Consider the following 23,825-nt stretch of genomic DNA (forward strand, 5'->3'; position numbering starts at 1 on the left):
AAAATCCCCAGTTTTGACGCGATTTGGGGATGAAAAGGTTTACTTTGCTGCTGTATCAGGGGTGGGGAAATTTTGTGTGTTTTTCATGTGCATGCGGTTGGTTTCAGCTAGTGAGAATGTGGCAGGGGAGGCGGTTATTTGCGAGTTTTGGGATTTATTTGCGGGATATGATTTTTATTTGCGACTTTTAAGATATATTTGCAGTTTTCAATAATATTTGTGACTTTCGGCATATATTTGCGACTGTCCTCAGATCGGGGGACTCTGCAAGCAGGCCGCACATTCCGGTTATTAGCAACTTTTCAAGTTTATTAGCAAGTTTCCTGTTTTATTAGCAACTTTTCCCATATACTAGCAACTTTTCGATTTTATTAGCAACTTCTTCAATATATTAGCAACTCCACTCCGCCCAACCTCCAAACCCAGCTCCCCAGCCAACCCCTCATCCCCAAAAATCTCCCTGCCTTCGCTTTCCCCCACCCTTTGTGGTACAATCTTGCTAGTCAATAGAGCCACGGAAATTAACACAGCAAAGGACGAACGTGATGAAGGGTACTGTTCCAGTTCAGAAGAATGATTATATAGATGTAATGTTTGAAGATTTGACGCATGATGGGGCGGGAGTCGCGAAGGTGGATGGCTATCCGCTGTTTGTGCCGAATGGCCTGCCGGGCGAGAGGGCCCAGGTGAAGGTGACGAAGGTGAATAAAGGGTACGGGTTTGGGCGTTTGATGGAGATTTATGAAGAGAGCCCGCACCGTGTCGTTGCTCCCTGCCCGATTTATAAGGAGTGCGGCGGCTGCCAGCTGCAGCATCTCAGCTATCAGGGCCAGATGCTGGCAAAGGAAAAGCAGGTGCGTGATGTGCTTACAAGGATCGGAAAGCTTGAGGACGTGAAGGTTCATCCGGTTCTCGGGATGAGTGAGCCGTGGAGATACCGGAATAAGGCACAGGTGCCGATAGGCGAGCATGAAGGCGGTCTGATCGGCGGCTTCTACCAGCAGCGATCCCACCAGATCATCGATATGAAAGAGTGTCTGATCCAGCAGGAAAAAAATGATGAAGTCGTCCAGACAGTCAAAGAGATCTGCGCCAAGTATGGAGTCAGGGCTTATGATGAAGGGCGCCATAAAGGTGAGCTCCGCCACATCATGGCGCGGCATGGACTTGTAACCGGAGAAGTGATGGTCGTGCTGATTACAAGGACCAATGAGCTTCCGAACCGGAAAAAGATCACCGAGGAAATTGCAGCGAGCATAAAAGGAATCAAGTCGATCGTCCATAATGTGAACCCGAAGAAAACGAATGTGATCTTTGGAGACGTCACCCGTGTCATCTGGGGCGAAGAAGTGATCTACGATTATATTGGCGATATCAAGTTCGCCATCTCAGCCCGCTCTTTTTACCAGGTCAATCCGGAGCAGACGAAGGTGCTTTACGAGAAGGCGCTTGAATATGCAGATCTGTCAGGCGAAGAAAGCGTCATAGATGCTTATTGCGGAATCGGCACCATTTCTCTTTTTCTCGCTCAAAAGGCAAAGAAGGTCTTTGGAGTGGAAATCGTGCCTGAGGCAATTGAGGATGCCAAACGCAATGCGGCTCTTAACGGGATAACAAATGCGGAGTTTGCGGTTGGGGAAGCGGAAAAGGTCATCCCTGATTGGTATAAGGAAGGAAACCAGGCGGATGTCCTGGTTGTCGATCCGCCGCGCAAAGGCTGTGATGAAGCCTTGCTGCAGACGATTCTAAGCATGAAGCCGAAAAAAGTGGTCTATGTTTCCTGCAATCCTGCCACGCTTGCCCGCGATTTGCGGATCCTTGAAGACGGCGGGTATAAGACAGAGGAAGTCCAGCCGGTTGATATGTTCCCGCAGACGATGCATTGTGAAGCAGTGGCAAAAATCACCCTAAAAGATCAATAATCCATAAAACTGAGGCAGCCCCAACCAGGCTGCCTTTTCACATACTTCCAAACACTCTGACCAATACTAAAACGGGTGATGAAAATGGCATGCCGTTCTAGTGATGAATTAAAAAAACTGGTTGAGGAAGCGCGGAAGGAGACGGTGCACGGAAGGGTGGCCGATTATATCCCTGCGCTTGGTAAGGCGGATCCGGGGGATTTATCCATTGCGATCCAATATCCTGGCGGCGAATGCGTCTCTGCCGGTGATGTTGAGGAAAAGATTACGCTTCAAAGTGTGTCAAAAGTAATCAGCCTGGCCTATGTTTTAATGGAAAGGGGCCCTGGTTATGTGTTCGACCGTGTGGGGATGGAGCCGACGGGCGATCCGTTCAACTCGATTGCCAAGCTTGAGACCATGGCGCCTGCCAAACCCCTGAATCCCATGATTAATGCAGGGGCGCTTGTCGTTACACACATGGTGGAAGGAAGTTCTCCTGATGAACGTTTCGAAAAGCTTCTTGGTTTCGTCCGGCGGCTCGCAGATGATGAAACGATCGGCTACTGCCGGGAAGTAGCAGAGTCCGAATTGAGGACAGCCGACCTGAACAGGGCGCTTTGCTATTTCCTGAAGCAGCATGATGTTATCCAGGAAGATGTAGAAGATCTGCTCGACTTATATACGAGGCAGTGTGCTATTGAAATGAACTGCCTGAACCTGGCGAGGATTGGCCTTGTTTTTGCACTGGATGGAAAAGACCCGCGGACAGGCGGGGAAATCATGCCTAGGGACATCGCGCGGATCTGCAAGACCTTTATGGTAACCTGCGGCATGTACAATGCTTCAGGCGAATTTGCGATCAAAATCGGGATCCCGGCGAAAAGCGGTGTTTCAGGAGGGATCATGGGTGCGGTCCCTGGCCGTTTTGGCATTGGCATCTTCGGGCCGGCCCTTGATGAGAGGGGAAACAGTATTGCAGGGATCCGGCTTTTGGAACTGCTGTCGAAGAATTACAGTTTAAGCATGTTTTAATCCAATCATAAAACCCGCTGCAATTACAGCGGGTTTCTGGCTTATGCCGGTTCCTTGATCTGGTCAAAAAATGCCGAAATAAGCTGTTCAAGTTTGTCGGTATCCATCAGTTTGAATAAGCCACTTGCCTTAATGGTTGCCAATGTGCTCTCAATCAAAAACCTTCTCGGATTCTTGGATCTTAGAAGCTCTTCCTGTATAAAATCAAGAAGCTCCACATATTTAGGCTCTTCTTTGTTGATTGTTTTTTTCAGCGTTAGGACCGTGTGGTGGAGATCCTTTTGGAAGCCGGGATTTGGATGTCTGCAGTCTGGAGCCCATTTATCCAGAAGCTCTGGCTGAAACAGCTGGTCTTCTGTACTGGATACCTCCTCAACCATTTTCACAATTCTCTTTACACTGTACTGTACCACCTGGTGGATGCTGGCATTCACTTCATTCGCAATTGTGTGATATTTCAAGTTCTGGTTAAGGATCCCGAGAAATATGATCGAGCAGTCAAGAAGATAGTATTTCTTGCTTTCGCCGAACAGATCGATGAACCGCTGATACAGCCAGCGCAGCATGCGGAGCTGTCCGCGTTTGATGAATTCCTTCAGGTCTTCATCATTTAAGATGTAGACTTCTTCGAAAAGGGCGATCAGCTTATTCGCTCGGTTCGTTATCAGCTGAAGCTCGATCTGCTGGATGAATATATCTATATCGGCAGGATCCTGGCCGATGAGCAGTTCATTGCGTTCTTTTTCCAGCTGGGAATAGATGCTTCTGACCATTTCAATCAGGAGTTCATTCTTAGATGGAAAATAATTATAGAAGGTTCCTTTGGAGATGCCGCTGTACTCCAGGATATCCTGAATGCTGGTGGCCTGGAAGCCTTTATCGATAAACAGCTGGTGTGCCATTTTGATCACATGCTGTTTCCTGTCATTCATAAAATCACCTTTTTTAAGTAGTATACTGCCTGTATAAATTTTATAGTACACCATTTATTATGCCAAAACAAATCCAGTTATTTCAACGGAATTTAATGATTGCAATCTTTGTACCGATGGTATATGATATGTTTTGTGAAACAGGAGTCCAATATATTGGACTTAAAGTATAGGAGGAAAAAATGGAACAAAAAATAAATAATACAGGCAGGCCGCCGTACGGTATGATTGCGGTTCTGATGATTGGCGCCTTTATTGCTTTCTTGAATAATACGCTCTTGAATATCGCGCTGCCTTCTATCATGAAGGAGCTTGAAATCGGCGCATCAACCGTTCAATGGCTGACTACCGGCTTCATGCTCGTCAACGGAATTCTAATCCCGACAACTGCTTTCCTTATTCAAAAATATTCTGTACGCAGGCTGTTCCTTGCAGCCATGCTTTTATTTACAGCGGGGACTGTGCTGGCCGGAACTGCGCATATTTTCCCGGTATTGCTGGCTGGAAGGATGCTTCAGGCATCAGGTTCGGCTATTCTTATGCCGCTTTTGATGAATGTTATGCTGATCAGCTTCCCTGTTGAAAAAAGGGGAACGGCGATGGGTGTATTTGGACTGATCCTCATGTTTGCACCTGCAATCGGCCCTACGCTGTCAGGATGGATCATTGAGCACTATGATTGGAGAATGCTGTTCCACTTCATTACTCCGATTGCGGCTGTAGTTCTGCTTGTCGGATTCTTCCTGCTGAAGGACAAGAAGGAAAAAGTGAACATCCGCCTGGATATGCTGTCTCTTATCCTGTCCAGCATCGGTTTCGGCGGAATCCTTTACGGGTTCAGCTCCGCGGGGGACAAAGGCTGGGACAGCCCGCATGTGTATGTAACCATTACAGTGGGTGTTATCTCGCTGATTATTTTCATCCTGCGCCAGACAAAGCAGGAGCGCCCGATGCTGAACTTCGGGGTTTATAAATATCCGATGTTTGCTTTATCATCAGCCATTACAATGGTAGTCAATATGGCACTGTTCTCAGGGATGATCCTTCTGCCGATCTATGTGCAGACCCTTCGCGGAATCTCGCCTATGGATGCAGGGCTTCTGCTTCTGCCTGGAGCCATCATCATGGCATTCATGTCGCCTATTACCGGCCGTTTGTTCGATAAATTCGGAGGCCGCGTGCTTGCGATCATCGGACTTGCGATCACTGTAGTAACGACTTACCTGTTCTCAAAGCTTACTCTTGATACAACTTATACAAATTTGATCATTCTTTACTCTGTCCGTATGCTTGGGATGTCCATGGTTATGATGCCGGTATCAACTAATGGCCTTAACCAGCTGCCAGCCCAGTACTATCCGCACGGAACAGCGATGAATAACACTTTGAACCAGGTATCTGGCGCGATTGGAACAGCGTTGCTTGTGACAATCATGTCAACGCGGACCAAAACCCATGCTGAAGAGATTGCTGCTGATGCATTGCAGCAGTCGGCAGGGTCAAATGCCGGCGTCCAGCCGACAGAAGCTGCGCTTGCCCAAATGGAGCAGCAGATCGGCATGCAGGCTATGCTTGAAGGCATCAATGATGCTTTCCTTGTGGCAACCTTCATTGCTGGTGTTGCCCTTGTGCTTGCCTTCTTCATCAAGCGTGCCAAGCCGGCTGAAGAACCATCTGAAGCAAAATCTTCACAGGAAAAGACTGCACCAAAGCTGGCTGAAAACTAATAGAGAAAAGGAGAATGTCCATGGGGCATTCTCCTTTTTACATTAAAAAAAGGAAGAGCAGAATCTTCCTTTTCCCTTTTAATATGTTTTTACCACATCATCGAAAGCCCTTCTTGATTTCGGACGCGGATCTTTTGTACGGTAGCCGAATGCAACCATGACGGATATGCCGAAGTGGCCGTCCTCGAGGATGCCTTCCTCCTGGAGCAGTTCATTCATTTTTTCAATATTAAAGCCTTCGATCGGACAGGAATCGATGCCAATCTGGGCAGCAGCTGTCATCATATTAGCAAGGGCGATGTAGGTCTGCTTGGAAGCCCAGTCATACAGCGGACGGTCTCCTTCAAGAAGCTTGAAATCATCTTTCTGGAATTCCTCAACCCGGCCAAGGTATTTTTCGAGTATATCAGAAGGCATATTCAGAACATTGGTGAATTGGTCTTTTAAATAATCCGAATCATACTTAGTATCCATTTTGGTCCGCGCCAGAATGACGACGAAATGGCTCGCATCAGGCAGCTTGCTGTAAGCACCCCAGGAAGCGTTTTTGATTTTTTCCCGAAGTTCCGGGCTTTCAATGACAGCAAAGCGCCAAGGCTCAAATCCGAATGAGCTTGGAGAGAGACGGCCGGTTTCCATGATGAAGCGGAAGTCATCCTCCGGGATTTTTTTATCTGGATCAAATTCCTTTGTTGCGTGGCGGAAATGGTAAGCGTCCAGAATCTCCTGCTTTAATTCTTCTTTATTGCGCATCTCGTCAACTCCTTCTATTTTACTCTCATTAAAATTACCATAATCCATTTTTTAATTCATGAAATCGGCTCGGCGGGAAATAGTAATGGAAAAATCTGTTTATTATTCCTCTATTTCCATAAATTATTGGGCAGGCGGTGCGGGTACATAACAACTACACCTGAATAATAGAACATCTTGGAAAGGCTGGATGAGGCAGAACATTTTTTGTATGTTTCCAGCAGAGTCCATCGGGTAATTAAAAAGCATATTAAAATCTAAAATTTACAGGAGGTAATCATGATGAATGACAACAAAAAGTTCATTGGAGTATTCGATACACAGGAAGAAGCAATCAAGAAGATTGACGACTTAAAACTCCAGGGCTACGGAGAATCGGATATTTATGCGGTTGCGAAGGATGCCGATGATATCTCTATGGTAAGAGGGCGAACCGGTGCAGAAGTGGAAGGAACGGATGCAGACGGCGGTTCATGGCTGGACAAGTTTATGTCATTCCTGACTGGTGAGGATGAGGTCCGCGGAGGAATGCAGAATATGGGACTGACAGATGCAGAGGCTGACCGCTATTACAGTGATATTCAGGCGGGAAAAATTCTGCTGTACGTTGATAAGGATTATGATCAATACTATGGAGAACGGACACTTGCTAATGAAGCAAACCCTACGAGCCCTGCTGCTCCGACCCTTGATGCCACAGGCTATGGGGCAGTAACCGGTCCGAATAATACAGCAGGTACAGCCGGCATGGCAAACACTGCAGGAATGCGTACAGGCAGACTGACCGACGAGCCGGACGGCTATGTAGAGGGTGTCAAGGCAGATGAATTGACCGGCTCTGCTGATGTAGAGGGTGTCAAGGCAGATAAATTGAATGGCTATGCTGATGAAGATGACTTGACTGACGAACAGCGCCTGCGCCTGCGTGAGGAGCGCCTGCAGGTTGACAAAGAGCGCGTCCAGACCGGTGAGGTTCACGTTGAAAAAGACGTTGTAGAAGAAGAGCGTTCAGTTGATGTGAATGTCAGCCATGATGAAGTATATGTAGAACGGCGCAAAGTTGACGGGCAGGCCGTTGATGGAGATGCCGGACCGATTGTCGATGACAATGACGATATAAGAATTCCCATTACTGAAGAACGTCTGGAAGTTACGAAGAAACCTGTCGTGACTGAGGAGCTTGTTGTCGGCAAGCGGAAGGTTGAGGATACAGAGACTGTCAGGGATACAGTCAAGCGTGAAAAAGCCCATGTGGATGGTGCGGATGATTACGATGAAGATGACCGTGATTCCGGCACAGCCTATCTGGGCAGCGATCAGGACGACAGCATGGCAGACCGTATGGACGATCGCGGCCGCTTCTAATCTGAATAAAGACGAAACAGCCAGCATCATGCTGGCTGTTTTTTCTGTGCAGAATTTTATTTACATTCACATATCGGTGGTATAAATTGGTATATAAAAAGAAAGCGGGTAAGCGTATGGTGAACTTCTATTTATTTGCTTTAATGTGCATTTTTCTGATCATCCTGCCAGGGCCTGATACAGCGGTTGCTACAAGAAATACACTCTCTGCAGGCAGGATGGGCGGACTCAAAACGGCGGCAGGCACATGCTCTGCGCTGGCAATCCATACACTTGCTGCGGTTGCCGGGCTTTCCGCCCTGATTGTCAAGTCGGCTATGCTTTTTTCTGTATTGAAATATGCCGGTGCTGCTTATTTGGTCTATCTTGGAATCAAAAGCCTGCTATCAATCAGGAATGGCGGACAGGAAAAAGATAATAGCAGCGGGCCGTTGATAAAAGGGAAAACGTTTTTCAGGCAGGGCTTTCTGACGAATTTGCTTAATCCGAAGGTCGCTGTATTTTTCCTGACCTTTCTGCCGCAGTTTGTTGAAGAGGGGACCGCGCCATTTTTCCCATTCCTCCTTATGGGAGCGGTCTATACCATTTTGACTGCTGTCTGGTTTTTCTTATATGTACTCTTAATCCAGCAGATTAGTTCTTTTATGAAAAAACCGAAAACTCAGAAGGCAATCGAAGGGCTGACCGGGACCATTCTCATCGGTTTCGGGGTCAAGCTTGCTCTGGAGAAGGCGCGGTAGTCTCCTCATTTCCATTAAAACATGCTATTCTGTAAATAAGATCATAAGAACAGAAGGGCTGAGTCCATGTATTTAACTATTGAAGAAACGGCAGAATATCTGTCAATGCCAGCTGCTGCTGTCGAAAAGCTTGTACAGCAGAAGAAAATCCGCGCCATTTTTGACGGCGAGCAGTATCTCATTTATAAAGAGCAATTCAAGACTCATTTAGAACAGATGGAGAAGTATAAAAGGCTGGTCGAGGAAGTACTGAATGAACCAATTCCGGAAGATCGGGATATAAAGGATGAAGACTAAAACAAAGCGCCTGGGATGCCGGGTGCTTTTCTATTTTTAAAAAGCTCTGTTAAAATCTGTTGTTGATAATTTGATTACATGGAAATATAAAAACAGGAAGTCGTGTCCTTATTTGAGTGGCCAGCAAGCTTTAAAATAAGCGGAAATTTTCCGGTTAAGCTGCTAAATATGGCACGAGTGGGTATAAATAAGCGGAGAATTTCCGTTTAAGCGGAGCAAAGTTGCCCATTTTCCTGTTTTTTGAGTTGATAGGCGGAATTTCTCCGTCTATTTGAGCTGTTTTTAGAGGTTTTAAGAAATTAGGGGGAATTTCTCCGCTTATTTTTTAGCTGGTCACTGATTCCCTAATTCAGGTCCGGGAAGGGAAGGTTCGCTCTGTTATGGCTGGAAGGGAAGAAAAAAATTGCTCTTATGTAGTTTTCCTTTAATGTCGCCCCAATTAGATTATGCACAAACGGGGCAGGTTAGCTTAATAAGAAGTCATAAAGAAACCTTGGTGAGGGCAGACTTACATCGAGGTGTATATATGAAAAGACAACTAGGAATATTAATCGTTTTTTGCATTATGGTACTTGTTGCTGCCAATCATACTAAAGCCCTTGAAGTACTACTTAAAGAAGAAATCAAATATAACCATAACAGTATGACTATTTCCGAAGTTAAAAAGCTCGTTCCTTTTAATGTCATTGTACCTGAAAATGTACCAGACGATTGGACACTAGAAATCAAAACTTACCCTTGGGGAACAAAGACCGATTTCACCAGCTTTAGTCTGCATTATATGGATAGAAATGATGAAAAAATGATGGTTAGCATTACTCAAAAGAAGAGTATAGCGAAACAAACAAAAGAGTATATCCCGAATGTCAAAACAATATCGATAAATGGACATTTAGGCAGATTAACTAAATGGGGTAATGCCGGTGAAGTTGACCGTAAAGGAGAAATTATTACTGGAGGATTACTTCAATGGTCGCAAAAAGGAACTGATATTGAAATACATAGTTCAAGGATACCAATGGAGAAGATGGTGGAGATTGCATGTTCGATGAAATAATCATTAAAAGCAAAATAAGCAAGAGCGTTAGTCTAAGCAGGACTGACGCTTTTTTTGTGGGATTCCATATTAATCCAAAGGGGCAAGTGTGTTTTAGTAAATTTTCATGTAAATAAATCTAACCTTTCTTGCAGCTCAAACGGTAAAAAATGAAGACTTTCAATTATTTTATGTTGAAAAGGATGTAATCAGCAATCCTGCACATGATATCCCTAAATTGATTAAGGGGGATGCAAATGAGATCTCATTTACTTTGTATTATAAGTGCCTTAACCCTTGGATTGAGCACCGCTCCTGCATATGCTGCCCAGGAAGACAAACCTCAACCTTTAGAAGAAATATACCCTCAGCTCGGGTATAAACCAGTTGAGGAGGCAGTAAGGGAGTTTGAAGAGCACACCAAGGAAGACTTAAAGCTGCCAACAAGATTGCCGCCTATACCTTTCACCCACATTTTCGGAAGGTTTTATGAGGACAAACAATACGGCATTAATGATGGCTTAAGCATAGAGTATATAAATGAAGACCTGGGTGAAAATCACTTTAATATTGATATAAGACCACTAAAGAATAAGATTAAATTGAGGAATAAAGGTGGTCAAAAAATATACAGACTTCAAAATGGAGAAGAAGCTATTTACATTGTTGATAGGAACCATACATTGCTTGTCTTTGAAAAGGACCATTGGCAATACATGCTCGGTGTTTCAAAGAGGATTGCCGATAGAGTACCACCAGAAATGTTGGTTTCGATTGCTAACTCAACTATTCTAGACTAATAAGACCTCTTTGTTATTAATAGCGATCACCGAAAAGGGACGCTTTTTTTCTTGGTAATTTGCCTTGTCAAAGTGATATTTAGTTTGTGTAAATAAAGAGTGCCTGTGTCTAATAGAAGCTGCCAATAGCATTAGGCGGCTTTTTTTTATTCTAGAAAAGGGGCAGGTTAGTATTGGAGGATAAGCCGATATAGAAACAATGAAACTTTTGTTTTATATAAGCGTATTAGTGTGTAAGAGGAACACATTAGGTTTTGTCAATGGCATTATTGAAGGAAATTGAGAAATAAGGGGATATTATATGTCACCATTTTCATTAGGATTAATACTAGGTGCCTTTTTAGTTATAGGGGTACAACAAATTATTTACACTTTAATATGGGTATATACAGGGGAAAATATGGGGATGTTGCGAAACATTAGAACAGCTATAAAGATTCTAAAGAATAAGGAAAAAGAGAAAAGTGGAGAAAGTTATTAAGAAATTGTTGAATGACAACAAAGTCGGGAAAGACTTGAATTTGTCAATCAACTACCGTGTAAAAAAACGTTCAATAAAGACTCGTTACAAATTTAGGATTGAGTCTTATTTAATGAGAATTTGGAACAAAAATTGCAGATATTGTTTTATTAAAATGCAATAGATATTTATGTTAAGATAAACAATTGTGGAAATGCACTTAAACAAACGGGTGCTTTAGTCTACCAAGCAATTATTACAAAATGGAACTTCCACAAATCAGGAAGTTCCATTTTTATTTTTAATCTCACTCAACATTGAACTTTAACAGCCCTATCAATTATGCATCAGCCTGGTGAGACAGAAAAAAGAGAAACTGTGACATTTCGGATAAGTTTATTGTTGTGCTGGAGGGTAAAAAGGAGTATATTTAAATGAGAATGATAATCAATTCTATTGGTTATGAGGAGTGAGCGGAATGAATCAGCAGGAGATTTTTGATGTCACCATTATCGGCGGGGGGCCAGCAGGCCTTTATTCAGCCTTTTACAGCGGCCTCAGGGAAATGAAAACAAAACTGATTGAATTTCAGCCGCAGCTTGGCGGAAAAATACATGTTTATCCTGAAAAGATGATTTGGGACGTCGGCGGCCTGACGCCAACTCCAGGTGCAAAGCTGATTACACAGCTGGTAGAGCAGGGGCTGACCTTTGATCCGGAGGTTGTGCTTAATGAAAAGGTGGAAGCGATCTCCCGCGGGGAGGATGGAATTTTTGTCCTTTCCGTATCTTCGGGAAGGCTGCATTATTCAAGGACAATCATTGTCGCTGTAGGCAGCGGAATTCTGAATCCTCAGAAGCTGAACATAGAGGGCGCTGAACGGTTTGAGGTTTCCAATCTGAATTATACGGTAAAATCACTGCAGCATTTCAAGGATAAAACGGTCATCATTTCAGGCGGCGGCAATTCTGCGATTGATTGGGCGAATGAGCTGGAGCCGGTCGCACGCCAGGTGTATATCGCTTTCCGGAAGGAGAACCTTTCCGGACATGAGGCGCAGGTGTCCCAGCTTCTCGGGAGCTCAGCCATCTGCCTTGGCTGCACGTCTATCACAAAGCTGATTGCCGGTGAAAGCCATGAGGAGATTGAAAAGGTAGAGTTGACCAATTGTGAAACAGGAGAAGTTTCTTATCTGGATGTGGACGAAGTCATCATCAACCATGGCTATGAGCAGGATGCTTCATTATTGAAGAATAGCGGATTGAAGATTGATATTGCCCAGGATTTCTATATTTCCGGGAACAGCTGCAGTGAGTCATCCATTGATGGTCTCTATGCAGCAGGGGATATCCTTCAGCATGAAGGCAAGCTTAACCTGATTGCAGGCGCGTTCCAGGATGCTGCCAATGCGGTGAACAAAGCAAAGCAATACATCCAGCCGGACGCCGGCAGGGCCGCGATGGTCTCGTCCCATAATGATGTATTTAAGCAGCGCAACCGCAAGATTGTCCAGCAGATGATTAAATAATAGACGTAAAGGCAGGTACCCTGATTTGGGCGCCTGCCTTTTTTTAGTATTCTTGATACTTGATTTCCGTTCCTCTTCCCACATACCATTCATAGAAGTCTGCCGCCATTTCTTTCGGCACATCATCAAGGCTGGAATGGAGGACCGGCTTGGCTCTGTTGACGGTTTCAATTGAAGCAAGTCCGAGCCACTTTTGAAAAAGATTGCTTGTTACGCTGACCTCGATCACCTTTTCCCGTTTAGAAATGAACAGTGAAGTGGATAGGCTTCCGGATTTCATCTGGATGAACTGGCTGTTCAGAGTGTATCTTGTATTCCAGTAATCCAGGATTCTTAACAGGGCTATGATGATTAGGAGGCCAGCAGAAACGAACAGCCAGGCTCTCTCTGTATCAAGGATTTCAGGCTTGAACCATGCCAGCCCTGCAGTGGCCAGAATCAACACCCAGCTTGGCTTTAACAGGCGGATCCAGAAAGACTTCCCTGGCAGCCGCTTCATTTCCCTGGTGACCTCGTATTGCGGCAGGATTTCAGAAATCATTTCATAGGCTCTTTTAACAGGGAGGAACGGATACAATGTGCTGATTTCAGGCGAATCCTCACCGAGGCTTACACCGCCTGCGCTTGTCAGCTTTACTTCTGCAAGTCCCAGCAGCCTTTTGATGGGCGGCTGTTTCACCTCAATAGCCTGCACCCTCTCTTTTAAAATGGAAAATCTGGATTCATCGAGCACTCCCTGAACGATATAGATCCGTTCCTGATCTGAGGAAATTTCATATTTCCCGTATTTAAGATAAGTCCTTGCCACTCCGATCCCGGTCGAAACGAGCAGCAGAAGGATTAGGATGCCAGCAAGAAGAAGGCTTGAACCCATCAATGCGGCAAAAAGACCCTGGGCCTGCTCATCCAGGTCAAATACTTCATCAATTTTAAAATAAATGGACACAATGGCGGAAAAAAGGACAAGAAAGCTGAAGGAAGTGAATGATGCTTTAAGGATGTCCTTTTTTCCAGGGGTAAAATGGACGATCCTCCCGGCAGGAAGCACAGGCTGTGCAGTTTGCTCGTTTCCGGCTTCCTGGCCAGCCGGAGGAGCGTCCGCCGGATCCACAAGTGAAATGCCTTCCTCTTCCTCCTGCGGATGGGAAACATGTTCTTCCAGCTTTTCAGCTTCTTCCTTTCGGATGACCTTGAATTCAATCGCTGAATCTGCGCCTGTCATTCCTGTTTCAAACCGGATTGAAGTCAACCCGAATATCCGGTGAAAAAGGGAGGTGCGGTAATTCACATTCTGTACCTTTGAAAAAGGGATGGTCTGATTCGATTTGGTAAAAATCCCTTCTTTTAAATGAAAGGAACTGCCGTCAAGCTTATAGGTGCTTGTCAGCCATTTCAGGACAATTGAAACAGCGGAAACAGCCATGAAAAGGAAGAATACCAGCCTTCCGTATTTAACATACGCAGCATCAGAGCCAAATTTGATGACAAACAGAAAGAAAACGATGAATATGGAACCCTTCACCAGCTGGTAAAGATTCATCAGCATGATAAGCGGGTGATGGCGTTTTTCCTCGATCATTGTTCCACTTCCTTTATTTTGGCGAAACGGGCAATCGTATCCCGCAGCTGCATAGCCACTTCGTCAGGCAATGCAGGAATAGTGTGGGAAGAGCCCATCGTTTCAATCGAGATGGAATAGAGGCCATATCTCCTCATCAATGGTCCCTGGCTGGCAGATACAGATTGGATTTTTGTCATAGGGACCAGCTGGTGCTTCTCGGTAATCGCCCCGAACTTCAGCTTCAGGAATTCCTCGTCCACTCCATACCGCCAATTTTTATAAAGCAGCATCGGCCTGATGATCGACCAGGGAATAGAGAGAACTGTAATCACCACTAACCCGATCAGAATCCAGCCGATCCACTCTTTCCATGCAAAATAATGATCCAGATACAATAGTATGCCGAGAACGGCGAAGGCAATAATGTCGCCGATCATATCGGCCGTAATCCAAACTTTTACCGCGTTTTTTGATAATCTGTTTTGAGGCGGTGCGATCCGCGATTCCAAAAATACCACTCCTGAAAACAATTTAATAGAAAGATTAAGTCCTTATGTTACTTACGTCGAAGGTTCTCATAAAGATTCATTTAATTTTGCGGATAAGAGGGGGATTTCTAGTTTACAGCCTGTTTCACACGAAAAATGGAATGTATCTGTTTTCAAAAGATATTTCACTTGTAAAATACGAACATTATTATAAGTTGACTTTTTATCGTTCGTATATTAAACTCTTTAATGGGTTGGGGCAATAAATGCCCGCCGAATAATAATCATAGTTGACTCTGGATGCTTCCGAGGAAGCAGGACTTGATTTTATACACATATAAGGAGTGTTACTCATGGATAATGTATTTGATTACGAGGATATTCAATTAATTCCGGCAAAATCAATTGTGAACAGCAGGACTGAGTGTGATACAACGGTTGAGTTTGGAGGACGCACCTTTAAGCTGCCGGTTGTGCCTGCCAATATGCAGACCATTATTGATGAGCGCATTTCCATTCAATTAGCAGAAAAGAATTATTTTTACGTCATGCACCGCTTCCAGCCTGAGAAGCGCCTTGCATTTGTAAGGGATATGAAATCACGCGGATTATATGCGTCAATCAGCGTCGGTGTTAAAGAGGAAGAATACACTTTCGTTCAGCAGCTGGCTGAGGAAAATCTGGTTCCTGAATATATTACAATCGACATCGCCCATGGCCATTCCAATGCAGTGATTAAAATGATTCAGCATATCAAGCAGCTCCTTCCGGGAAGCTTTGTCATCGCAGGAAATGTCGGCACGCCTGAAGCAGTCCGTGAGCTGGAGAATGCGGGTGCTGATGCAACGAAAGTTGGAATCGGGCCAGGGAAGGTCTGCATTACGAAAATCAAAACCGGCTTTGGAACCGGCGGCTGGCAGCTGGCGGCATTAAGATGGTGCGCCAAGGCAGCAAGCAAGCCGATCATTGCGGATGGGGGCATCCGCACACATGGCGATATCGCCAAATCAGTCCGTTTCGGCGCTTCCATGGTCATGATCGGTTCCCTTTTTGCGGGACATGAAGAATCCCCTGGAGAAACAGTCGAAGTCAACGGGAAGCTGTACAAAGAATACTTCGGATCTGCTTCCGAGTTCCAAAAAGGCGAAAAGAAGAATGTTGAAGGCAAGAAAATGCACGTAGAATACAAAGGTGCTTTAGAAGATACACTGATCGAAATGGAGCAGGATCTTCAGTCCTCCATCTCCTATGCGGGAGGAAACAAGCTGTCCGCCATCAAGAATGTGGACTATGTGATTGTCAAGAACTCCATCTTCAATGGAGATAAAGTATACTAATCAGCAAGCCGCCTGTCCTGGATAGGCGGTTTTTTGCTGCATTCTGAGGATAAAAATAAAATAAGAGGGACTTTTTTGAAACCAAAAACGGTTTGGAATTGTCTAACTGCCAGGAAGAAGGGGGGAAGGAATTGGAGAAAAAAGAAAGAGACCAATTGCTGACAGAAGCCATGGATGAATATGGGCATTACCTGACCCGGCTCGCTTATGCTTTTGTAAAAGACGAAGCGAAAGCCGACGATATCGTCCAGGAGGTCTATATCCGCTATTATCTGAAGCTGGAACAATTTAAAGGCCGGTCCAGTGTTAAAACCTATTTATACAGAATGACCGTGAACGAATGCAAAAACTACCTGAAAAGCTGGGGTTTCCGAAAAATAGATTTTTTTAATAGAAAAAGTGTGATGCCTTCATCCAATTTTACCCCTGAAGAGGAAGTGCTGAGGCGGGAGGAGGAAAGCTGGACTTTCCGGCTGATTGACAGGCTGCCGGTCAAATATAAGGAAGTCCTTTGGCTCCATTATTATGCAGAGCTTTCTGTAAAGGAGATCGGAGATATTTTGAAGTGCCCGGCCAATACGGTGAAAACCAGGCTGGCCAGGGGAAGGAAGATGGCTCGTCTGACAATGGGAGAGGAGGAGATTGATGATGCCAAAGAATATTAAACAGGAACTTGAGGACAGCATCCCGGATCATATCACCATGTCAGGCAGGCAGAAGCAGACAATTTTAACAGAGGCAGCCAAACGCTTCGAACGCAAGCCCCGCCGCACCAGCAGGCTCATTCTGCCCCTTGTCAGTGCTGCCGCTATCCTCGGGCTGTCGGGCATACTTGCCGCACCCTATGTCCAGGAGGAGCTGAAAGAGAGTGAAGTCCGGCAGCAGCTTGACGCCTCTTTAGAAAAAGTGACGGTTCCAGACGCAAGCTATCCTTCTTTAATCAACTCTCAATATATTGGGGACACCAAAGAGCTGGTCTACACAGACGGAAAAGGGTTCTATTCCTTTAATAAGGAAACGAAAACAACCGAGATGCTGGTCAAGCCGGAAGAGGGGGCGGGTTTGTATGAATTTGCGGTGAATGGAGATTGGCTTGTGTGGGACAGCAGGAACAAGCTGTACGCCTTTGACCGTCATACTAAAGAAATTGAAGAGATTCCTGGTAGTGCTGCTGCAGGCGATTTTCAGATTGAAGAGGATAAACTGAGCTACCTCTCGGCTGATGGCCAATCATGGGGATATAAACTGCTGGATTTGCTCACGTTATCTGAATCTAATTTCCATGAGATTACAGGAGAAGGCACAAACAGCCAGGCATCCTTAAATGAAGGATATATTGTCATACCAGAAACCATTGTGGAAAATGAAGAAAAGAATATTCTTTTTACCCTCTATGACTTGAAAGGCAGGGGAGAGGAAAGGGAATTCAAAGTTCCTTATGATCAGGCTGTCAATGTTACACTGACCGATGACAAAATCTATGCTGAGCTTTCAAATGAGGGGAGGTCTCCGGTTTTAGCATACCTCAGCCTGGATGACGGAAAGCTCCACAAAGTAAAGACTCCTCCCTTCGATGCTTTTGCTGTATACGAAGATTACCTGGCTTTGAGTATACCGGAAAAAGAGGATTCAAATTCGGTCAAACTGTACAGGATCATTGATAATCGTGCAGTGGCCCTGCCTGCCTTCGAGCATGTAGAAGAACGGCTGGTCAAACCGAGGTTTACAGCTGACGGGGTGCTTGTGGTGAACGGAGAAGGCGAGGACTTTTCTATGTATCTTCTGGATATAGAAAAAATTAAAAAATGAAGGAGAGATTACTTCAGCTTGGTGCTGAGCAGAGAAAATCTCTCCGCCCATTCGTCGCTGGCGCTATAATAATTGTAAATGGGAGATAAAAAAGGAGAGGGGCGGTTTCAATCGATTTGTTTGAATTGTACTATAAAAAATACAATGAAACGGTGCAGGCGGAGGATTATATTGAGTGGGCCGGCGGCTGCCTGGAGCTTGATACACGCGAAATCCTGAAGCTCGCCGGGATGAGGGCACCCTTAAATTTATTTGAAGTGGAAAGCATGTTTGCGGATGCAATGAAAAGTGCTGGATATGAAGCTCCTCCTGAAGAAGAGTGCCTTGAATACCATCTAAAGCAGCTGCATGCAAAGTTATTGATGCCTGCAGAGAATGCCATTGAAAGGGTTAAAGAGATTTATGTCTGTACGGCGCGAAATGGCTTATCAGAAGAACAGATGGATTGGCAGGAGGTCAGCGATGCCATTGATGACTTTGAGTTCGGTGATAATATCCCTGGCTATAACATGGATAAGATCCATGAACTGATCATGACAAACGCCAGGAGGCTCTGGCATACTAAATTCAGCAAAATATCTTTCGGGGATTTCATTGGGCAAAAAATTACTAAAGTCGAGACAGAAGGTCAATTTATAATTGAATTTGAGAAGGGATATCTCAGTATCGAGTGCCCCTGGAGGATACGAAAGGCAGATGGAATTCTGCTGGGAGAAACTGATATACGCTCAAATTCAAGAGAATGTAAGTCTGTCAAAGAGCTTTTGGCCGGCAAAAGAATTGAGGATGTCAGGCTGCTGGAGCAGTGTCCGTTTCTTATAGTACAGTGCGGTGACCTGTTCCTGGATTTATTCCATGCAAGTTCTTTTTTCGACGGATGGACCTTGGCTGACGAGGAAGATTTCTATCTGTTTTCCATGCATGGCGGGAGTATAGCTTAACTATAAGAAGGAACAAGAAAAACGGCACCCATCCAGGTGCCGTCTTCTATTATCCGGCTTTCTCAGCCAGCTCCATCCCGTTTTTCAGGCTCTTGAACCTCAGGTAAAAGGCACAGGTCATGACCAGGGACAAGGCCCCGAAGATGACGCTCATATACTGCAGGCCGACCGCATCAAGCAGGAAGCCTGTCATAAGGAGGACGATCTGGAAGACCAGGCGGTCGAGCATGTTCCGGAAAGAGAAAAAGCGGCCATGGAAATCTTTTGGCACCCGTGTCTGGAAGATGGTGGCGGCAGTCGGGAAGAAGCAGCCGACCGCAAAACCGAAGATCAGGAATGCCAGGACAGACAGAACAGGTATATCAGCAAAATAAAGGATCAGCTGCGATAAGCCGATGATAAAGGAAAAGAAAAACAGGATGCTGTATGGCGAGCTTTTGCCGCTGATCTTTTTCACCGCAAAGGCGCCAAGCATGAAGGCGACTCCCTCAGCAGTATAAATCCACCCTTTAATGGCCGAGCTGTCCTGAAGCTCGCTGATATTGATGACCATCAGGTTAAATCCGCCAAGAAATAACAGCGGGACAAGCGTCAGCACGAGTGTCATGAATACAATCGGAAGCCCCTTGATGACAGGGAAGACCTCTGAAAATCCTGCAGGCTTCTGTTTGGCATCTTCCTGCTTCTCCAGCTCCTTTTTCTCATCAAAGCTCAGGAAGCATGTGAGAATGAATAAGCCCAGATAGGCAGCGAGGGACAGGAGATACAGCATGGATAAAGACATGATGACCAGGAATACCCCGGCAACGGCCGTTCCAAGTACTCGTGAAAGAGTGGATACATTCATGTACACGCCGTTCAGCTGCAAGAGATCTTTCTCGCCGACTACCATCGGGATGGCTGCCTGGAGGGCAGGGAAATAGAAGGCAGCCGAAATCTGCAGGCAGACGAGGAAGACGACCATCCACCAGACTGAGCCGGTGTGGATGGCGATCAGCATAAATACAACGCTCACAGAGCGGGCGAAGCCGGAAACAAGCATGACGGTTTTCTTGCTTGCCTGATCTGTAATCCTGCCGGCTGCAGGACCGACTGCAAGGCCGGCAAGCAGGCCTGCTGCAAGTATTAAAGATTTCAAGAAATCTGACGGCACTTTTTCCTGCATAAATTCAAGGTTTCCGATAATTCCGAGCCACAGGCCGAGCCCTGCAATGAACTCCCCTGTCAGTAAAATCCACACATTCTTATTTCTCCACATATCTGCAGCCTCACGTTTCTGAATTATTTCGTTTCTCTAAAGATACTACAGAATTGAAATTTAATGAATGGGTTTACAAAAACTTCTTGCTTTATACAAAAATAAAGAAAAAATTAGAAATGGAAGTCTTTTTGCGCTTGTGCCCTGTCTAACAGATAGAAATAAAAAAAGGGGGTATCTCCTTGGATACAGCAAAGTTCATTAAGAAAGCCAGGAAAGGGGATGATGAAGCTTTTTATGAGCTGATGCAAGCGCACAAAGTGCAGCTGCTCAAAATTGCCTATTCTTATTTAAGAAACGAGGAGGAGGCGCTTGAAGCCCTGCAGGAGGTCACATTCAGGGCATACCGGTCAATCCGCAGCCTTAAGAAGGCAGATTATTTCTCCACATGGCTGATCCGGATCATGCTTAACTACTGCCATGATCAAAGCAGAAAGAAGAAAAGAGCAGCACCTTTGGATCTTACAGAGTCATTGGCAGAAACATACAATTACAGCCAAGCGCTTGAAATTGAGGAAGCATTGGAAAAAATAGATTCAAAGTGCCGGGAAGTTATTATCCTGAAGTATTATCATGATATGAAAATAAAAGAAATCGCGAACCTGCTGGAAAGTCCGGAAAGTACCATTAAAACATGGCTGTATAAAGGGCTCAAGGCTCTTCGTGAGCAGCTGGGTGAAAGAGGTGAAGCCAATGTTCAGTAATGAAGAGAGAGAGCTGGACCGTTCAAGGAAAGAACTCGACCGTTTGATGGTTTCGAATGAGCTGGCAGACCAGGCCATCATGGCTGGAATCAGGCAGGCTAAAGCGGCAGGCAGGAAAAGGAAAAGATATGCCTCTCTTTTTACTGCAGGGGCCGCCGCTCTCATTTTGCTGTTTTCTGTTAAAGGAGGCAGCACGATGGCTGAGTATTTCTCTAAAATGCCAGGCCTTGAGAAAGTTATGGAGCTTGTCAGCGGCGACAGAGGTCTGATGGCAGCAGCTGAAAATGAATATATACAAAAAATCGGAGCGTCTGCTGAACAAAATGGCATAAAGGCAACCCTGGACTCTGCGATTTACGATGAACAGGCATTGATTCTTTTTTACAGCTATGAGGCAGAAAATAAAACTGCAGATGTTTACACGACAGATATAACCCTGCTTGACCGGGAAGGAAATAAGCTGCCATACCAAGCGAATCATGGGACTTTTTGGACTGCGGACAGAGAAGATTTGCATGAAATCCGTTTTCAGCTGGATGATGCGGCAGATCTTCCTGATGAATTGAGCCTTTCAATGGGGGTCACAGTGAATGACAGCCGCCAGTCTGAATCGGTCGTTCTGCCGTTTGCACTGGATAAAGAGAAGCTGGCTGAGAAAAAGGTGTACAGCCTGAATAAAACAGTAACGGTTGAAGGGCAGAAGATGACTGTAAAGGATGTCAGCATCTATCCATCACAAACAGCGGTGAGAATTGTATTTGATCCGGATAATACGAAAAAAATCTTTGGGTTTAACGATCTCCATATCGCTGATGAAAATGGGGGCAAGTGGAAGGCCAATCATGTAAAAGATGAAAAAGTGAATGACAACGAAACAGTCATTTATTTAGAAAGCAGCTATTTTGCAGATCCGAAAGAATTGTATCTGCGCTTCAACAGCATCCGTGCCCTGGATAAGGATGAACTCATTGTCCGGGTGAACCCCTCAGATAATAAAATCATAAAGGCGCCGAAGGATGGAAAGCTGAAATCAGCAAGTGTTTTCAAAGACGAGCTCCGTCTTAACCTGGAAGCACCTTTCAGTTTCCTAGATACAATGATTTTCATGCATGCAGCCGATCTGGAAGGCCGGACTATTGGAGAGGGGCTGTCTTTTGGGGCAGGCGGTTCGCCAGTCGATAAGGAGATCACCTATTATGTTCCGTATCCAAAGGAAGAAGCCAGTGAGCAAGATATCCTTCTCGAGCTTCTTGACTACCCTGCATCCATCAATGGGAATGCAGAAATAAAATTAAAATAGGAAAAAGGGGTATCCTCACATCTGAAGGATACCCCTTTTCTAATTACACTGCATCAGCAGCTGACCGTAAAGCATGATCCTTCCTGCCATGCAGGAAATAATACAGCACAGCCGACAACAGGATCAGTGCAGCCATCATGATATACAGGCTGCTGTAGCCTGTTATGGGAATGACGAGTCCAAGCAGGTAAGGGCCGAATCCAAGGCCGGCATCAAGGAAAATAAAGAAAGTTGATGTGGCCAGCCCCAGCCTGTGCGGAGCCGTCAGCTTGACGGCGATCGCCTGTGTGCTTGACTGCATATTCCCGAAGCCAAGGCCGATCAGGACACCTGATAGGAGCAGGACAAAGCTTGACCCTGCTGTGCTTAACAGAATCATACCGGCTGCGAACAGGATGAATGCCGGATACATGATATAGTTGGCGCCCTTCAGGTCCATCAGGCGCCCTGTAAACGGACGGGACAGCAGGACGGCGACTGCATAGATGATAAAGAAGAAGCTTGCAGCGTCCACAAGATCAAGCTCCATCGCATAGAAATTGATGAAAGAAAGGACGCTGGAATAACAAAATGCGATTGCCAGGGTGATGACCGCAATCGGCAGCGCTTTTGGTTCCACAAAGTCCGAAACCCTGAAGCCTTTTGCTTCTGCGCTCTTCGGAGAGCCTGTGACAGGCGGGACAGTGACAAGAAAGGCAGTCACAAGACTGATAATTCCCAATGCCAGACAAAAGCAGAATATCATTTCAAAGCTTGTATGCTGGCTCATATAAATCCCGATAAATGGTCCGACGGCTGTCGCCAGTGTCGCGCTCATGCTATAGTAGCCAATCCCTTCGCCTTTCCGGGCTGCCGGAATGATCTGCGCAACGATTGTGCCTGTAGCGGTGCTGGCCATGCCAAGCGTAATTCCGTGAACGAAACGGTTGGCAAGAAGAAAGGCAACCCCGGCGTGGACAAAATATAAAAGAGTCGTCAGCGTAAAGAAAATCAGTCCGATGAACAGCATTCTTTTGCGGCCGACCAGATCGATATAGCGCCCGATGAACAGCCTCCCGATGAGCGTCCCGATAATAAAGATCCCTGTTACAAGTCCGGCCTGGCTTGTCGATGCATCATATTCATTGACGGCATAGACAGAGATGGTGACCATCAGCAAGTAAAAGACAAGTGTTAAAAAAAAGTTGATGGAGGATACAACGATGAAGTCCTTCGTCCAAAGTTTTGCTTCTGAGCTGTTCAATGTGCTTCCCCCTGTTCCATTAAGTTGCTGCGGATGCCTTCCATGATGCAAATGGCTTCGAGCTGTTCTTCTTCTGTAAAACCTTTAAGGATTCTCTGCTCAAATTCATCAATGGTCAGCCGCACTTCACTGTAGACTTTATGGCCGAGCCCTGTGAGCTGCATCCTTTTTTCACGTCGGTCTTTGCTTGGCACCTGCTCTACAAAGCCGAGCTCCTCCAGTCTGGTGATAGTCCGTGTGACGGTCGGTTTTTCGACACCCTGATAGTGGGAGAGCTCCACAAGAGTGGCTGAACCGAAATTAGCGATATAATATAAAATCGTCCATTGCGCCCTCTGAAGCTGATGCTGTGCAAGAAGCTGGTTAAGCTTATTTTCAAACGGGCGGTAGAGCATCAATAGCTGATGAAAAAATTTCTGAAACGTTTTGATAGCAAACACCTCTATATAGTTATCAATAATAATAGTTACCGTGAGTAACTATAATAATATAACAGAAAATGTCTGCCTCTGTCCAGGGAACAGGCTTTTTTTTACAATTCTAAGGCGGGGCGGCAGGAAAGAGACATGGGGTTTTCCCTTTCTCTATGATAAAATTTTATTATCAAAAA

General features: G+C 45.3%; 23 protein-coding genes. 16 read left to right on the forward strand and 7 right to left on the reverse strand.

Annotated elements, in window-relative coordinates:
* Window positions 1–545: 545 nt before the first annotated feature.
* Complete coding sequence (rlmD, locus tag N288_RS01890) at window positions 546–1,922, forward strand: 23S rRNA (uracil(1939)-C(5))-methyltransferase RlmD (protein WP_009792505.1); 1,377 nt, start codon at window positions 546–548, stop codon at window positions 1,920–1,922.
* 84 nt (window positions 1,923–2,006) lie between these two features.
* Window positions 2,007–2,936, forward strand: a complete 930-nt coding sequence (gene glsA, locus N288_RS01895) for a glutaminase A (protein ID WP_009792504.1) — start codon at window positions 2,007–2,009, stop codon at window positions 2,934–2,936.
* Between the two features lie 41 nt (window positions 2,937–2,977).
* Here glsA and N288_RS01900 read toward each other — a convergent pair whose 3' ends face one another.
* Complete coding sequence (locus N288_RS01900) at window positions 2,978–3,868, reverse strand: TetR/AcrR family transcriptional regulator (protein WP_022543271.1); 891 nt, start codon at window positions 3,866–3,868, stop codon at window positions 2,978–2,980.
* A gap of 182 nt (window positions 3,869–4,050) precedes the next feature.
* Between N288_RS01900 and N288_RS01905 the strand changes: the two genes are divergently transcribed.
* On the forward strand, window positions 4,051–5,595 hold the full coding sequence (locus tag N288_RS01905) for a DHA2 family efflux MFS transporter permease subunit (protein WP_009792502.1): 1,545 nt from the start codon (window positions 4,051–4,053) through the stop codon (window positions 5,593–5,595).
* Between the two features lie 78 nt (window positions 5,596–5,673).
* Here the strand turns inward: N288_RS01905 and N288_RS01910 are convergent, their stop codons facing one another.
* On the reverse strand, window positions 5,674–6,348 hold the full coding sequence (locus N288_RS01910; protein ID WP_009792501.1) for an NAD(P)H-dependent oxidoreductase: 675 nt from the start codon (window positions 6,346–6,348) through the stop codon (window positions 5,674–5,676).
* Between the two features lie 279 nt (window positions 6,349–6,627).
* Between N288_RS01910 and N288_RS01915 the strand changes: the two genes are divergently transcribed.
* From N288_RS01915 to N288_RS01945, 7 genes are all read left to right on the forward strand, one after another.
* Window positions 6,628–7,713: a YsnF/AvaK domain-containing protein gene (locus N288_RS01915; RefSeq protein ID WP_009792500.1), complete on the forward strand. Its 1,086-nt coding sequence runs from the start codon at window positions 6,628–6,630 to the stop codon at window positions 7,711–7,713.
* Between the two features lie 116 nt (window positions 7,714–7,829).
* On the forward strand, window positions 7,830–8,453 hold the full coding sequence (locus N288_RS01920) for a LysE family translocator (RefSeq protein ID WP_009792499.1): 624 nt from the start codon (window positions 7,830–7,832) through the stop codon (window positions 8,451–8,453).
* Window positions 8,454–8,519: 66 nt separating this feature from the next.
* Window positions 8,520–8,750: an excisionase family DNA-binding protein gene (locus N288_RS01925; protein WP_009792498.1), complete on the forward strand. Its 231-nt coding sequence runs from the start codon at window positions 8,520–8,522 to the stop codon at window positions 8,748–8,750.
* A 526-nt stretch (window positions 8,751–9,276) separates the two neighbouring features.
* Window positions 9,277–9,807 carry a DUF4367 domain-containing protein gene (locus N288_RS24490; protein WP_232217707.1) on the forward strand — a complete coding sequence of 177 codons (531 nt, stop codon included), beginning with the start codon at window positions 9,277–9,279 and terminating at the stop codon, window positions 9,805–9,807.
* Window positions 9,808–10,043: 236 nt separating this feature from the next.
* Window positions 10,044–10,586, forward strand: a complete 543-nt coding sequence (locus N288_RS01935; protein WP_022543274.1) for a hypothetical protein — start codon at window positions 10,044–10,046, stop codon at window positions 10,584–10,586.
* 301 nt (window positions 10,587–10,887) lie between these two features.
* Window positions 10,888–11,067, forward strand: a complete 180-nt coding sequence (locus tag N288_RS01940; protein WP_009792495.1) for a hypothetical protein — start codon at window positions 10,888–10,890, stop codon at window positions 11,065–11,067.
* A gap of 457 nt (window positions 11,068–11,524) precedes the next feature.
* Window positions 11,525–12,574 carry an NAD(P)/FAD-dependent oxidoreductase gene (locus N288_RS01945; protein ID WP_009792494.1) on the forward strand — a complete coding sequence of 350 codons (1,050 nt, stop codon included), beginning with the start codon at window positions 11,525–11,527 and terminating at the stop codon, window positions 12,572–12,574.
* A gap of 43 nt (window positions 12,575–12,617) precedes the next feature.
* Here N288_RS01945 and N288_RS01950 read toward each other — a convergent pair whose 3' ends face one another.
* On the reverse strand, window positions 12,618–14,153 hold the full coding sequence (locus N288_RS01950) for a PH domain-containing protein (RefSeq protein ID WP_009792493.1): 1,536 nt from the start codon (window positions 14,151–14,153) through the stop codon (window positions 12,618–12,620).
* The gene (locus N288_RS01955; protein WP_022543275.1) at window positions 14,150–14,644 is read right to left on the reverse strand and encodes a PH domain-containing protein; all 495 of its coding nucleotides are present in this window, start codon (window positions 14,642–14,644) and stop codon (window positions 14,150–14,152) included. Before N288_RS01955 ends, N288_RS01950 begins: the two co-directional genes overlap by 4 nt.
* 332 nt (window positions 14,645–14,976) lie before the next feature.
* Here N288_RS01955 and guaC point away from each other — a divergent pair, with 332 nt between their 5' ends.
* From guaC to N288_RS01975, 4 genes are all read left to right on the forward strand, one after another.
* Window positions 14,977–15,960: a GMP reductase gene (gene guaC, locus N288_RS01960; RefSeq protein ID WP_009792491.1), complete on the forward strand. Its 984-nt coding sequence runs from the start codon at window positions 14,977–14,979 to the stop codon at window positions 15,958–15,960.
* Window positions 15,961–16,091: 131 nt separating this feature from the next.
* Entirely contained in the window at window positions 16,092–16,625 is a 534-nt protein-coding gene (locus tag N288_RS01965) for a sigma-70 family RNA polymerase sigma factor (RefSeq protein ID WP_022543276.1), read from the forward strand.
* Entirely contained in the window at window positions 16,606–17,769 is a 1,164-nt protein-coding gene (locus N288_RS01970; RefSeq protein ID WP_009792489.1) for a hypothetical protein, read from the forward strand. Before N288_RS01965 ends, N288_RS01970 begins: the two co-directional genes overlap by 20 nt.
* A gap of 116 nt (window positions 17,770–17,885) precedes the next feature.
* Window positions 17,886–18,710, forward strand: coding sequence for a hypothetical protein (locus tag N288_RS01975; protein WP_009792488.1), 825 nt, complete (start codon window positions 17,886–17,888; stop codon window positions 18,708–18,710).
* Between the two features lie 49 nt (window positions 18,711–18,759).
* Here N288_RS01975 and N288_RS01980 read toward each other — a convergent pair whose 3' ends face one another.
* Complete coding sequence (locus N288_RS01980) at window positions 18,760–19,968, reverse strand: MFS transporter (RefSeq protein ID WP_009792487.1); 1,209 nt, start codon at window positions 19,966–19,968, stop codon at window positions 18,760–18,762.
* Window positions 19,969–20,150: 182 nt separating this feature from the next.
* Here N288_RS01980 and N288_RS01985 point away from each other — a divergent pair, with 182 nt between their 5' ends.
* Window positions 20,151–20,672 carry a sigma-70 family RNA polymerase sigma factor gene (locus N288_RS01985; protein ID WP_009792486.1) on the forward strand — a complete coding sequence of 174 codons (522 nt, stop codon included), beginning with the start codon at window positions 20,151–20,153 and terminating at the stop codon, window positions 20,670–20,672.
* The gene (locus tag N288_RS01990; protein ID WP_009792485.1) at window positions 20,662–21,972 is read left to right on the forward strand and encodes a DUF4179 domain-containing protein; all 1,311 of its coding nucleotides are present in this window, start codon (window positions 20,662–20,664) and stop codon (window positions 21,970–21,972) included. The genes N288_RS01985 and N288_RS01990 overlap by 11 nt, the downstream gene beginning before the upstream one ends.
* A 43-nt stretch (window positions 21,973–22,015) precedes the next feature.
* On the opposite strand, the gene N288_RS01995 is transcribed toward N288_RS01990, so the two are convergent.
* A complete protein-coding gene (locus tag N288_RS01995) occupies window positions 22,016–23,215 on the reverse strand; it encodes an MFS transporter (RefSeq protein ID WP_009792484.1) in 1,200 nt (399 codons plus the stop codon).
* Window positions 23,212–23,610, reverse strand: a complete 399-nt coding sequence (locus tag N288_RS02000; protein WP_022543277.1) for a MarR family winged helix-turn-helix transcriptional regulator — start codon at window positions 23,608–23,610, stop codon at window positions 23,212–23,214. Before N288_RS02000 ends, N288_RS01995 begins: the two co-directional genes overlap by 4 nt.
* Between the last annotated feature and the right edge of the window lie 215 nt (window positions 23,611–23,825).

Origin of the sequence: Bacillus infantis NRRL B-14911 (genome assembly GCF_000473245.1) — a bacterium.
In the GTDB taxonomy this organism is placed as follows: Bacteria; Bacillota; Bacilli; order Bacillales; family Cytobacillaceae; genus Bacillus_AB; species Bacillus_AB infantis.